The 14,205-nt window shown below is 40.6% G+C and carries 12 protein-coding genes; 1 reads left to right on the forward strand and 11 read right to left on the reverse strand.

Translation table 11 applies throughout. The annotated features are described in order from the left end of the window. Nucleotides 1–3: 3 nt before the first annotated feature. From ACMH5P_RS11040 to ACMH5P_RS11060, 5 genes are all read right to left on the reverse strand, one after another. A complete protein-coding gene (locus ACMH5P_RS11040) occupies nt 4–1,920 on the reverse strand; it encodes a histidine kinase dimerization/phosphoacceptor domain -containing protein (RefSeq protein WP_459494426.1) in 1,917 nt (638 codons plus the stop codon). Nucleotides 1,921–2,018: 98 nt separating this feature from the next. After that, on the reverse strand, nt 2,019–3,026 hold the full coding sequence (locus tag ACMH5P_RS11045; protein WP_459494427.1) for a LamG domain-containing protein: 1,008 nt from the start codon (nt 3,024–3,026) through the stop codon (nt 2,019–2,021). A 3-nt stretch (nt 3,027–3,029) separates the two neighbouring features. Then, entirely contained in the window at nt 3,030–4,022 is a 993-nt protein-coding gene (locus ACMH5P_RS11050) for a hypothetical protein (protein ID WP_459494428.1), read from the reverse strand. 11 nt (nt 4,023–4,033) lie between these two features. Next, on the reverse strand, nt 4,034–4,690 hold the full coding sequence (locus tag ACMH5P_RS11055; protein WP_459494429.1) for a hypothetical protein: 657 nt from the start codon (nt 4,688–4,690) through the stop codon (nt 4,034–4,036). Nucleotides 4,691–4,771: 81 nt separating this feature from the next. Beyond that, the gene (locus ACMH5P_RS11060) at nt 4,772–6,607 is read right to left on the reverse strand and encodes a glycoside hydrolase family 13 protein (RefSeq protein ID WP_459494430.1); all 1,836 of its coding nucleotides are present in this window, start codon (nt 6,605–6,607) and stop codon (nt 4,772–4,774) included. Nucleotides 6,608–6,878: 271 nt separating this feature from the next. On the opposite strand from ACMH5P_RS11060, the gene glmS reads away from it, so the two are divergent. After that, the gene (glmS, locus tag ACMH5P_RS11065; RefSeq protein WP_459494431.1) at nt 6,879–8,714 is read left to right on the forward strand and encodes a glutamine--fructose-6-phosphate transaminase (isomerizing); all 1,836 of its coding nucleotides are present in this window, start codon (nt 6,879–6,881) and stop codon (nt 8,712–8,714) included. On the opposite strand, the gene ACMH5P_RS11070 is transcribed toward glmS, so the two are convergent. From ACMH5P_RS11070 to ACMH5P_RS11095, 6 genes are all read right to left on the reverse strand, one after another. Further along, the gene (locus ACMH5P_RS11070) at nt 8,697–9,710 is read right to left on the reverse strand and encodes an STELLO glycosyltransferase family protein (protein WP_459494432.1); all 1,014 of its coding nucleotides are present in this window, start codon (nt 9,708–9,710) and stop codon (nt 8,697–8,699) included. The genes glmS and ACMH5P_RS11070 overlap by 18 nt on opposite strands. A 4-nt stretch (nt 9,711–9,714) precedes the next feature. After that, a complete protein-coding gene (locus tag ACMH5P_RS11075) occupies nt 9,715–10,446 on the reverse strand; it encodes a glycosyltransferase (RefSeq protein ID WP_459494433.1) in 732 nt (243 codons plus the stop codon). A 219-nt stretch (nt 10,447–10,665) separates the two neighbouring features. After that, nucleotides 10,666–11,562, reverse strand: a complete 897-nt coding sequence (locus ACMH5P_RS11080) for an NAD-dependent epimerase/dehydratase family protein (protein ID WP_459494434.1) — start codon at nt 11,560–11,562, stop codon at nt 10,666–10,668. Next, nucleotides 11,543–12,376 (reverse strand): galactosyltransferase-related protein, encoded by an 834-nt coding sequence (locus ACMH5P_RS11085; protein WP_459494435.1) that lies wholly within the window; start codon nt 12,374–12,376, stop codon nt 11,543–11,545. Before ACMH5P_RS11085 ends, ACMH5P_RS11080 begins: the two co-directional genes overlap by 20 nt. Before the next feature lie 27 nt (nt 12,377–12,403). Then, a complete protein-coding gene (locus tag ACMH5P_RS11090) occupies nt 12,404–13,495 on the reverse strand; it encodes a hypothetical protein (RefSeq protein ID WP_459494436.1) in 1,092 nt (363 codons plus the stop codon). Between the two features lies 1 nt (nt 13,496). Further along, nucleotides 13,497–14,201, reverse strand: coding sequence for an FkbM family methyltransferase (locus ACMH5P_RS11095; RefSeq protein ID WP_459494437.1), 705 nt, complete (start codon nt 14,199–14,201; stop codon nt 13,497–13,499). Nucleotides 14,202–14,205 lie beyond the last annotated feature (4 nt).

A 14,205-nucleotide genomic window follows, 5' to 3' on the forward strand; every position in this document is an offset into this window, starting at 1 on the left:
GATTTAGACATGAAAGTTGATTAAATGTTTGATTCCACTACTTTGCTGCATCACATATCGCGCGCCCATTTGCTCACTTAAAATCACAATGAGTCGCATCCCTAAATTCGAATTCCGCTGTATTTCCTCCACTTCACCTGGGCCATTATCCTCGATTTCAATGGTCACCTCGCTCTCGACCTGTTGGACATCGATCCGTAACACCCCAGCACGTCCTTCTACAAATGCATACTTAAAGGCATTTGAAATGATCTCGTTAATAATCAATCCCAAGGTTCCAATCCGCTCGAATCGCAGATAGATGTTGGGATCCATCCCGAATTGAATTTCTATCTCCTGCTTCTCATCCATCACATACATTTGCTGCAAATGCTTCACCAAGGTCCTTAGGTAAGGATCCAATTGAACAAACTCCATCTCATCCGATTGAAACAAATTATTATGCACCAAAGCAATGGTTTGAATCCGATTTTGAAGAGACAAAATCAAATCGATCGACTCCTTGTTCTTACTGCGCCGCTTTTGAAGATTCAATAAGCTGTAGATGACTTGCAGGTTATTCTTGACACGATGGTGTAATTCCTTGAGTAGAATGGCATTGCGTTCATATTCTAAATCAAGCTGGATTTGGTTTTGGGTCAACAAGCCTTTTTGTCGGAAATTGATGAATAAAAGCACCGACCCAAAAAGTATTGTACCCAAGAGAATACTTAAAATCTTGATTCGAAAATCCTGCAATTCCGCCTCCTCCGAATAGGCCTCCACTTGCGATTTCGTTTTCAAGGCATCCTCTCGGTGTTTGGCTAGTTCCAATTGGCCCAATAATAAAATCGATTTATTCCGATTAATGTGTGTATTGGCCGTGTCCTGCGCGGCCTGAAATGCCTTGCTGTAGTAATATGCTGAATCGTATCGTTTTTGGGATTGAAAATAATCCGCATAAGACTCCAGCATCATCATCTTGCTCGGCGGAACCACTTTTTGACCCATGAGCGAACGGGCCCGATCGAGCTGTACTTTCGCTGCATTCCACTGCTTAAAATGCAAATAAGCCTTAGCTAATAGAATCAACTTCGCAATTTGATTATCAGGATTATCGCCACTCAAACGAATATCAAATGCTAATTTAGGAATGACCTGATCGTAATCCCCTTGCAACATCTGAATATTGGCCATTTGGCCGGTAAACAAACCCTCCCAATAGGTCAATTCCCTGGGCAAAAACATCCCCTTTTTCGCGGCAGCGCGCACCGCTGCTACCTCCCGATAGCCCTGCGCATAGGTCTCATAGGCCTTGGGATAATTTTTGACATCGGTATACAACCAACCCAAGCGCAACAAATAAAACAGGCGCCCATAATCGCCCGGAGGTGGGACAGGCTGAAACTGACGAAAATCGCGTAAGGCATCCTCGAAAAGCCCACACTCTCGGTAAATCTCCCAGAAGGTTTTCACATAGCCCGACTCTATTCGCAATTGACGAATGGGTATCGCCTTTTCGATGTCATTCTTCCCGCGGTATTCCTCCTCTAATTTGATCAGAATATGCCGCCAATAGTAGTCGGGAACATGCTTTTTATTCCGAAATAAAAACTCAAGAAATGGCAGGCCCTGGGTAAATTTAGCCTGATTGTGATAAACCATCGACAAAGGAATCGCCGCTTTGACCATCAAATCAACCTCATTTTTCTTTCGAGCGGACGCCCAATGCGTTTCTAAGATTCGCTCTAAATCGCCGACATTGGCATAGGAAAAATAATTGGCCTCCTTACGAAAAGCATCATCCCATGTTAACCAGAGAAACTGGGGATTTCGATAACGAATATCACGCGAAAACTTGGTCGGGACAAAGGAATCATCAGCCCGTACCCCAAGGGACAGCAACAACCAAAGACCTAGTAAGGGCCAGAAGCGTTTCATTTGATATCAATTAGAACTAGGGCCTATTCAGGGCTTTGTAAATCCAAGATAGTCGCTTCCAATTAAATTTCAAATGTCAAGGCTCGAATTCCGAAACTTTATAAGCTATAAAGCGTAGATACCTCAGCTTGGGAAATGACGCGGTTATAAATTCTTAACTCATCGATTGATCCATTAAAATATTCCCTCACATCATTCGCGGCTAGGTTAACGACCCGAGCACCGATCGATAAAATAGTGGGATTGACGAACAAAGGACTTGCTGGATGTGACCAGGTATTGATCAACTGACCATTCAGATAATAACGCTCCGTGGCACCGTCATAGGTAATAACGACATGTGTCCAGGCATTTGTATAAAGGTTTCGAGTGAGGGTGAAATCTAAATTCCAGTGATAATGCAACAAACCCGCTGATGGCATCGTCTTCATGTAATTACTTGCGGCTGGAGTACCCGAAGGGCCATAACCAAAAATAGCCATTTCCCTGTTCCACACATTGGCTTTAAACCAAACAGAAATCGAATAGGCTGAGTTATTACTTGGCAAGTTCCTCGGTGAGCTTAAGGTCAAATAACTATTCGACCCATTGAACGCATAAGCTGAATTTCTTACTCCTGTACGTCCAAAGGTTTTCACCGCATTACCCGTCAGATTATTCCCGGTACTTGAATAGTCCTTCGAATCCTCATTCAGGGGCAAATAAGTCACCAAACCATTTGATAAGGATGAATTGCTCGAAGTAAAGAATTCCCGCTGATCGCCATAGGTATAATTACCATTAATTTTAGCAAAGGCACGGACATAATATTTCCGACCCGGTAGCAAATCAAAGAGGTTCACGGAAGCAACATTGACATTGGTTAGGATACTCAAATTATCGATGGTAGGATTTGAATTTAATCCCCAGCAAATCCCCCGCTCTTGTACAACATAGGTCGGCGATAGGTTAGAAATACTAATGCCCGTGGTCGCACGCGTATCTTGTACATTCGTTACGGAACTTGTCGCAACATTGACGAAATTACCTTTTCCTACTGGAATTTCAGGATCCTTCTCGCAAGCTATCAACACGAAAACCAACCAAACAAGAAAGCTATTTCTCATATCTTAAAAATTTAATCCAAAACTTAACCAAACGTCTGAATAAGCTTTGGTATCAGCGGATTTTAAAAGGCCTAAATAATTAATACCTGAGGCAATATGGATTCGTTTGAATATTAAATTAATCCCCCCTTCAAGTTCCAAACCGGATAAACTCGCATAAGAATTTTTAGCCCAGATACTACCTGTTTTCGTTCCGGCAAAATTAAACTCATCCGCTGCCCAGTACAAGGAACGAGAACCATAGCCCATACCCGCTCTCAGGTAAATGTGCTCATTCATTCCATACAGAAAAGAAGGAATGACTGAAAGACGAGTGGTTTTCGTTTCCTTGGTGAATTTATAGTTCGAATTGGGTGTTGTGTATTTATCGATCAAGGTTCCCGTGGCGGTATAATTTGTGGAAGGAGCCCCTTCCAAACCATAAAGCACCGTTAATCCATAGCCCCAACCTCCTTGAATTTTTCCGACATGCGCCGATAACGTTAAATTCGATTGCTCGCCTCCCGGTGAAAACGGACTAATTCCTAGGGTGGCATAGGTCAAATTTTGTTCAATCGGCTTAATCAGTTGGATGGGCTTCCTAGGAACCTCCTCTACCGCAACTTTGACATTCGAACTATCCACCTTTTGAAACTGTCCCCGTTCTAATAAAACCGTAGGTGTTAACTGAAAAACATATTCAGTAGGTGCTAACGTTAAATCGCCAGTCTCCACCTGGAAATAATAATTATAGCCCGCCTTCAGCCCTTTCAAACTTAAACCATGAATTTTAGAGGGATCGATTTGTTTACGAGCACCTTCCGGAAACTCCTGAATATAAAGTCGCAAATCCACCTCCTTTTGAGAAGGTACATCTAAATCGAAATAAACCTCAAAGCGCTTAATGGCCGGAACGTAACCCACCTGTAGATTGGATATTTCCTGAGCCTGTGCGTAATAAGTGCCAACGAGTAGCAGTAAAACGCAACCAAAAAAATGACGACATAAATAAGACATCTTGTTCCGTCTTAAGGTTTTGGAACAACCACACGCTCCGTACGGATTCGAGCACCTAATACATTCACTTTGGCATCCGCATTCTGAGTCCAGACACCCCACTTATTATTGACTAAATATTTAGGGCTAGCAAATACATCAATATCAGGATTCTGATCAACTAATTGATAATTCATCTCATGCATCAAGTTCTTATAAGCGATGTTGTTCCATGTGAGATTATTGACAAATCCAGTTACAGGTAAGGCTATCAAACAAGAAACGCCATAACTAAGCTTGTAGTCATCATAACTTTTAGGTTTATCCTTTAAACCAACATATTTTTGAATCTCATCACCCAATAACAAAGTAGATCCAAGTAAAGTTAAAATTGGGAAAATTCGGGGAACACGACCTAATTCAACGCCATTAAAACGAAATACAAAACCCGTTTTATTTTTGGCTGCGTTACTACTTGTATAAGGAATTCCCATGATAGCATTTCCAGAGCCCGAAATTTCCGGCAACCGCTTAATGTCATATTCCGAGGAATTTCGATTTAATGAAATGTCCGCAAATCCACCCATTCCTGTTTTGATTTGATGGCTACACCCCGAAAACAAGAATGAAGAAAAAATAAATAAGGATGCGATGATAGCACCACCAAAACGAGTAAAGACCTGTTGCATAAAACTATTTTTAGAAACGATACTGTTTCAAAAATAGCCCTACAACAGGTCTCGGAAAAAAGATACTTATCTAACGGTCAATTATTTTACTTCAAACACTAATGCCGACTTCGCTGGTACATCCAACTGACTGCCAAGCACTTGCGATTTCCCCGAAATAACTTCCTGAATCTGCGCGCCCGGCTTAACCAACTCCGCAAAACGATCCATATTCAAATTCATCGTCTTCGCATTCTTATTCATCACCACCATCACTTTCCCCTTCTCCGAATGACGGAAGTATACATAGACCCCATTTTCAGGACCAAAATGCGTCAATTTACCCTCATGAATCACCGCGTTGTTTTTACGCCAGTTCAACAATTTCTTGAAGAAATCTTGCGTACTTTTCTCATCCTCCGTAAATCCGCGCTGCGTTACCGCATCTTTGGCATCGCCGAGCCAACCGCCGTAAAAGTCCCCACGAATCTCCCCATGTTCATTGCTCTTCGGATTCGACATCAAAATTTCGGTTCCATAGAAAATCTGTGGAATTCCACGCGTTGTCATTAAATAGGTAATTCCCATTCGGAATAAAGCCTGATCATGTCTTACCTGCGAATAAAAACGCGACATGTCATGGTTATCTCCAAAGACCACCAAATTATCCGGATTCGCATAAATCAAATCATTCGAAATCACCGAATAAATCTTATTCAAACCTTTGCCCCATTCCTGATCATTCTCGTTCATCGCCTCCGATAAGGCATTCTGCAACGGAAAGTCCATCAAGGCCGGCAAAGACGATTTAAATCCATCGCGATTCACCTTACCCTTTTGCCAGTAAGACGTAATGATCGGGTTCGAAGACCACTCCTCGCCCACCATGTTTAAATTCGGATATTCATCCAATACCGCGTCCGACCATCTGGCCGCAAAATACTTATCCGAATATGGATAGGTATCAATGCGAATGCCGCCTAAATGCGCATATTCAATCCACCAGATCGTATTTTGAATCAAATAATTCGCCATAAATGGATTCTTTTGATTCAAATCCGGCATGGCAGGAACGAACCAGCCCTCCGACTGCATTTTTGCGTCAAATTTAGATACGTGTGGATCCTGAACCGTCTCACGGCGGTGGGTCGTTGAGACAAATTTGCCATCAAAATTGATCCAATCCTTGAACGGAAAATCCTTCATCCACCAGTGACCATCCCCACAGTGATTCAAGACCACATCCATGATAAGTTTAATACCCTTTTGATTCGCTTTCTCAGCTAACTCCTTGTATTGTTGATTCGTCCCAAAACGCGGATCAATCAAGTAATGATCCGTAATCGCATAGCCATGGTAACTCTCCTTCGCTTGGTCATTCGCCATGACCGGCATATTCCAAATCGCCGTAAAGCCCATGTCATGGATGTAAGGCAAACGATCAATGATTCCTTTTAAGTCCCCACCATGCCGACCGTACATTTCATTTCGCGCGGGATTCGGTTCACGGTATCCCGGTTTTGCATCATTGCTCGGATCGCCGTTTGCAAAGCGATCCGGCGTGATTAAATAGATAACATCCTTCGTGCTGTAGGATGGACGATTCGCAGAATTGGGTGTACGCGCCTCAAGTTTGTAATCGATGTGATGAATGACTTTATTATCCTTTTTGATATCTAAAGGATATGTTCCAGCCACCGCATTAGAGGCTACCTCACAATCCACAAATAAGTAATTCGGACTATCTGCTTGATGCACTTTAAGTACCTTTAAGCCCGACTTAGCGGCAATGACATCGGAACCTTGGAGATCCTTTCCGTGAATGAGTAATTGCAATTTGGGGTTCTTCATGCCCACCCACCAGTTCAAAGGCTCCACGCGTAAATCTTGCGCTTGTAAGCTCCATCCTAATAATAGGAATAATATAAGTTTCTTCATGATTTTAGTGTGTTTTTAGCAGGTTGTCGGGGACAGAACCCCAACAACCTAAGCGGCAAAAATAGGCAAAAAAAGAGTGAAAAAGCGCAGAATATGGGGGATTTAAGCGAAAAATATCAGGTTTTAGGTATTGAGACTGGTGAAAAATCTGTTTTTTGCGTAACGCTTTCGGGGGGCAAAACCTCGGTAGCGTTTACCCCCACCACCTTGCATATCCAGCGATATTTCGAGATATTTGTACCCAATTAACGCCCTAAAAACAAGCAATACTATGTGTGGAATCGTCGCCTACATCGGCTCTCAAGCCGCTTATCCCATCATTTTAAAAGGTCTTAAGCGTTTGGAATACCGTGGTTACGATAGCGCAGGTATCGCACTTTATGGCAAAAACATCACCAATTTCAAGAAAAAAGGACGCGTTTCTGAGCTGGAAACGTGGTCGGACGAAATCACCCTGACGGCGTCTGTCGGGATCGGACACACGAGATGGGCGACGCACGGCGAGCCATCCGATGTCAACGCACACCCGCATAAATCGAATTCAGGAAAATTGACTTTGGTGCATAATGGCATCATCGAAAACTATGCTTCGTTGAAGCAGGAGCTGATTCAAAAGGGCTATACGTTTGAAAGTGCGACGGATACGGAGGTATTGGTCAACTTCATCGAAGAGATCCAACAAAGCAACAACTACTCCCTCGAAGAGGCCATGCGCATCGCCTTGAAACGCGTGGTGGGTGCCTATGTAATCATCGTGATGGAGGAAGGATTCCCTAACCGACTGATTGCTGCCCGAAAAGGAAGTCCTTTGGTGATTGGCGTGGGCGATGGTGAGCATTTCTTGGCCTCTGACGCCTCCCCGATTATCGAATATACCAAGAAAGTCATCTACGTGAATGACTATGAATTGGCCATTATTTCCGAAGATGAGATCATCTTGAAAAACCTCGGAAATGAGCCGATTACCCCTTATATCCAACAACTCGACATGGAATTAGCCCAAATCGAAAAGGGTGGCTACGACCATTTTATGTTGAAGGAGATTTTTGACCAACCGGCTTCCTTGACCGATTGCCTACGCGGTCGTTTGGATAGTGAATCCATGACGCTGACCTTGGCGGGTGTCGAGCAACACCTATCCGTTTTTGCGCAGGCAAAACGCATCGTCATCGTGGCCTGCGGAACGAGTTGGCACGCTGGTTTAGTCGCCGAATACATGATTGAAACACTCTGCCGCATCCCGGTGGAAGTGGAATACGCCTCAGAATTCCGTTACCGCAATCCGGTCATCGGACCTGGTGACATCATTATTGCCATTTCCCAAAGCGGGGAAACGGCTGATACGCTCGTAGCGATTGAACGCGCGAAAGAACAGGGAGCCTTTATCTTCGGTGTGGTAAACGCGGTGGGATCATCCATTGCCCGCATCTCACACGCGGGTGCTTACACACATGCCGGACCGGAAATCGGTGTGGCGAGTACGAAGGCATTCACGGCGCAATTGACGGTTTTGGCAATGATGGCGATGAAGATTGGTAAAGCGAAGGGAACTTTGGCGACGGGAGAATACGACCGATTAATCGCGGAATTGGCCTTGATTCCGGAAAAGGTTAAGACGACTTTGGCGACCCATGAGGCCATCAAGGAAGTAGCGAGGCATTATGCAGACGCGCGGGATTTCTTATTCTTGGGCCGTGGCTATAATTTCCCGGTGGCCCTGGAAGGCGCATTGAAACTGAAGGAAATCTCTTATATCCACGCGGAGGGTTACCCAGCCGCGGAGATGAAACACGGACCAATTGCCTTGGTGGATGAGAACCTGCCGGTTTTATTCATCGCGACCAAAGACGCCTACTACGAAAAAATTGTGAGTAATATTCAAGAAATCAAGGCACGCAAGGGCATGGTCATTGCGGTGATTTCGGAGGGAGATACCCTGATTCGCGACATGGCGGACCATGTGATGGTTGTGCCGGAGGTGGATGAATTACTGGCGCCGTTGATCAGCGTCTTGCCGACTCAATTACTCTCCTATTACATCGGCGTATTGCGCGGCTTGGATGTGGACAAACCCCGTAATTTAGCTAAATCAGTGACGGTTGAATAAAGCCTGCATGTCTTGGATCCAACAATCCAAGAGGGCTAATTCTTTGGCATCCACCACCCCTTGACGTACGAGTTCCTCATAACATAAAGTAAGGTTGGTGTAGATATTTTCTACGCCGTCCAATAGGTTCAATGCGTTCAAGCCCTTCATGATGCTTGAGTTATTCAAATAACCCGGGATTTCATCCTCAAAATCCTTCATAATGTTATGTTCATTACGGATTTGATAGACGGTCGCGTTGTGGAAAAGAATGGACCATCCGCATGTCCAGGCGATACGTTGCGCCACAAAAGAGCGCCAAATATCCGTCATGCGGAAACTGCAATACGAAGGCAGATACAACAGCGGAAAGGCCTCCTTGAACCAAGTGGTATTTTGGCTATTGAATGGGCAGATGGATTGATTCGCCAAGGCGATCGGATCTCTTTCCAAAAATTTGATGGGTAATGGCAAGACCATGCGGTAGATGGCATCTACATCCGGATTATCATCGGCCAAACCTTGTTGGATTGGACAAGCCACCGTATCCGCCTCAGGCTTGGGTTTCATGGATTCCAAGACTTGATCCAAAGGAAAACCTCTCGGCCAAATATTCGTCTCACTGAAATATTTATAGACATTGACCCAGCCATGATCCTGAAGTTTGTTTGCTTGAACTTCGGGTGTACGTGGGTCCCAAAAACTTTCGTAGGGAATGTTATCGTCGTCCGTTTCAATGATTACCTCAGCCCCTTGTTGGAGCGCAATCAAATACCCAATATTCTTCCGCGCATAATGCTTCACGGGAATTTCGCGTGCCAAGGTATGGGGTAATTGCAACTGTTTTTCGATGGAGTAGAAATCGCAACCCGCCAACTGGAAATCGTTGGGACTTTTGACGTCACCGATGACGATGAAGGGAACACCTTTCGCTTGGCAGGCGGCGGCATATTGATTTAACACGGGGTGTTTATCGTCCGCGATGGAGGTAATCACGAGGAAGGGGCTTTTCGACATGGCTTTACGAAATACGAGTGGATTGAAAGCTAATCCGTTTTAAGAAGTAATGAAAAAGTACTTGAATCGAATTTTTGATGGCCTTTTGGGATACGCTGGGCGAAGGTGCTTTGTAGTGTATCGGTATTTCGACAAAACGGGTATGGCGTAATAGGTAACGCAATTCGGTTTGGTAGAAATGGGCCTTGGAAAGCAAGGGATAGTGTGCGAATTTCTCGACCACATCGCGGTGGAAACCCTGGAAACCAGATGTCATATCAAACATGCGGGTACCGAGGAGGATATTGGCCAAAATGGTACCCACTTTGGAGAGTACCGTACGCTTCCAATTGGAGTCGGTGATGGAACCGCCATTAATGAACCGACTGCCAAAGGCGCAGTGGTTGCCTTCGTTTAGGACACGCAGAAAAAGCGGAATGGCGCTGGGATCGTGAGATAGTCCGGCATCCATTTCGATGATGATTTCGTGCTGATGTTCGAGCGCGACGCGGTAGCCTTTGATGTAGGCATCGACCACATTTTTATTTTCGGGGGACCAAACCAGCTGAAAGCGCGGGTCTTCTTTTTGCAGATTTTCACAGAGTTCGCGGGTATTGTCGACGGAGACCTTGTCAACGATTAGGTAGACTTTTCCTCCAGGTGTTTCATCCAGCACCTCTTTTACTTTTTCGACAAAAGGGATAAAGTCTTGCTGTTCGTTAGCCATCGGTACAATGACCGCGTAATCATGTTTCATGCAAAATGTATTTACCAATACTAGGATGAGCAGCGCCCAAGTAGTAATCGTTTGGAGTCGAGTAATTGTTATATTAAAGCAAAAGTAGTTTTTTTTGCTGTCTTTTCCATACACCGAGAATATCTACTTAGTTAAAGGCCGGATGGGCTAGGGATAATGGGCTGCGGATTCCAGCCAAAATTGTGACGAGCGAGGGAGAGGATAATTCTAGAGCAAGAATTATTTAAATGATTCAAATGTAAGTTTCAAGCCATCCTTCGCTTTAACTGGGAGACTTTTACCTAAAGCATCGACGAGCTTTTTATTGGAAACGACGTAACTTTCCGTCAACTTAGTTAAACGCTCCGTATTTAATGGCAAGTGTATCTTATCGCCCAATCTGGCGATCATTTGAATAATGAAACGAGGAATATGCCAAAATAAGGGCTTTTTACCCATAGATTCTCCCAATATTTCGATCACCTCATTAGTTGAGAGAGGCTCATCATCAGCAACATTGTAAATGCCCGATGGAATGTCATCGCGCGTGATTAACTCATTAATGACAAAGCAGATATTTTCAACGCTACAAAATGACCGTTTATTCTCAAAAGCTGCAAGCGGCCAAGGCAAACCCCATTTGGCCAATTTATAAAGTAAATTAAGATTACCCTTGTTCCCTGGCCCATGAATCATACAGGGTCTAAGGATATACACGCGCTTTCCAGCAGGAATCTTTTTGGAGTTTATGTAGTACTCAGCTAATAATTTACTTTTCCCGTAATGGGTTTGGGGTAAAGGTTCAACACCCTCAGTTAATGGAATGTCAATAGAGTCTGCAACCGCTTTTACTGAACTTATCGTGATAAATACTTTCGCTTTTGACTTTAAAAAAGAATCATAAAGACGATTACTGAATTTTTCGTTTACTTCATAATAATCGGAGGGTTCTGATATGTTTTTTACATCATGAGCTTTTCCTGCGAAATTAATATATGCATAAATATCTGACTCAAAAGTTAAAACTTTTGTGCCTTTGGGAATCTCATTTATATTATAACCACCTTTTAGAAATTTAATTAAATTAAACCCTAAAAAACCAGTAGAACCAAATAAATTAATTTGAAATTTTCTCAAAATTATATTGGGTAATTCTAGCTAATGTATATGAATTATCTTCAAATCTTTTATTGTCGAAAAACCATCCCCATTTATTAAAATAATATATCGAAGATTTTAACATACTTTTTAATGTCACCACGTTAAAAATCGACTTAAAACTATGATTATGGATAACATCAATATATGGAACAATCACAGTTCTAAAACTTTTAGATCTAACTTTCCTGCAAATATCAATATCTTCAAAATACATAAAGTAATTTTGATCAAATCCATTAATCATCTCAAATATTTTATTGGGAAATATCATAAAACAACCACTCAGAAATGGTACATCCAATATGAAATTATATTTGTAATAATCTAAGGTATAATTATCAATAAGAATATTTAAATAGGGAATTCTCCTAGCTAATAATGTTAGTGGAGATGGCAATAGTTTAGCTAACCTCTGATTTCTACCATCTGGATAAAAAATAGATGGCATAACAATACCAATATCAGAATTCCTAGATAAGTAATCTACCAATTTTTCTAAGTTTTGTGGACTAAACTGAATATCTGGATTACAAACCAAAAAATATTCTGAAAGCTTCCCAAAAACCTTAAAATTATTATTATGACCAGTACCAAAACCAGGATTGGAGGGGTCGTGGTAGTATTGAAAAGGTAATCCGTCGAATATCGTCAAATCATTCATTCTAAATTTTGAATGGTCTCTAAATACAAATAAGTAGTCTCCATCAAAATTAATGAAAGGGCTTATAAGCTTCTTTAGTAAAATAAACTCAGGATTAAATAAGATAACAGAAATTATAACACGAGGCATACTTACTTTGATATTTTTGAGTCAAAATTAAATTCTATTATTAACCCTTAAAATCAACGATTTAATAAAATAAACAAATACTTTAATTAAATATAAATAAATTAACCACTTCCAAAAAGTGAACGGGCTCATTTTAATCATCAAAATTAAAAGTGTGAATTGAAGAGCGAAATCAGCCTTTTTAAATAAAAAACCAACTAATCTTAAAGAAAAAATCAAATAAAGAACCAAAAGAATTGCTCCAAAATACGAGAGCTGAATAAACTGAGAAACTAAATAAAAGCCCCCCATCGGATAATAATTTTCGCCTAGCTTTTGATTGATTAAAAGTGTATCAAAATGGCTAGTATCCAAATAAGTTGAGTAATTTAAATAAAAAATTAAATATTTGGGAATCACTAAAAATGGCTGAAAAAATGAACTAAATGAGCTAAATAAAGCGATATCTATTGGGGTCTTTGCTGATAAAATTTGTAATGAGCCAAGTGATCCATTTATTCCTTCACCTACAAAACCAAACAAAAATAATGACTCAAATAATGAGTTAAAGTTAAAAATATCACTCCTTATTGATGCAACTAGAAAAATACAAATAGTTCCCATTGAAATCATCCAGAAGTTAAATTTCTCTCTTCTAAAAAAATGAATTAAAAAAATTGCAGCAAAAGTACTTCTACTACTATCAATAAACATTAGAAAAAAATTTAGAATTAAAAATTTATAATCCTTTTTTGAGCCATCCAAAAAACTAATTAAAATAGAAAACCAAAGTAATCTTAAAAAACCAGCAAATTGCGCCATAACTGATTCTCTATCTTCCACCCAAGGAAAGAAGAAAAAAACTATGCAGCAAATCAAAAATACGAAATAAACAAAAAAATGATTCTGCCTTTTATGTGATACATATCTAGCTTCGATTGAATACCTAAACTTACTTAACTCGAATAAAAAGGCAATAATTATTGAAAAAACCTGGAAAATAATGTAGTCATTAAGAACAAAATCATACTTTAAATGGCCTAATTCAAATATTCTAATATAAAAGAATGAAGAAACGCCATAAAGTATGAAGCCAAAAATTAGGGTAAATGTTAATTTGAATTTTTTTAAAAATATCATGTCAGCTGATTTGACAGAATAAAAATTCATTTCCGGAATTACTTATTGCCATTAAGGTATATCCTCTAACTTTAAAAAGTTTTAAAATTTTAAAGTAACTTGGAATTCCATTTTTTACAAATCTTGGATGCATTTCAACACAAATTTGGGAGGGCAAAACACTGCTATTCAAAATATCTGGTAACACTTCAAATTCCACCCCTTCTACATCCATTTTTAAAATATCAACCTTATCAATTAACAAATCTTGACAAATAGTGGTCCAATTTTTAAAATCCGAGTAATAAAATTCATTTGAGGTATTTTCATGTTTTACCAAACTATGAGAAATATGATTTTCATTAAGAGGTTTATAGAATTTCGCTTTTTTGTTTGAGGTAAATATTCCAATAGGATAGAAATGGAAATTTCTGTCCAAATTTAAATTAGAAATGTATTCGGATACGCTTGAAGTTGGATCGAACATATAAACTTCACAATTAGTCAATCTATTTAATTCAGAATCAAAAGAAATATCATCACCAATACCAAAAGAAAATACATGTTTTATATTTTCAAGGTTCTTTGTATTTATGTAAAAACCTCCATACTCTGAACCAATAAACTTAATGTATCTAGACTTTTTGTTTAACTTAAATTTTATGAAAATTATTACTCTTACACAAAACAGGTAAAAATAAAACAAACGAAATACAATTTTTTTCAAGATT

It is taken from the genome of Aquirufa sp. 5-AUSEE-100C1 (genome assembly GCF_054558655.1).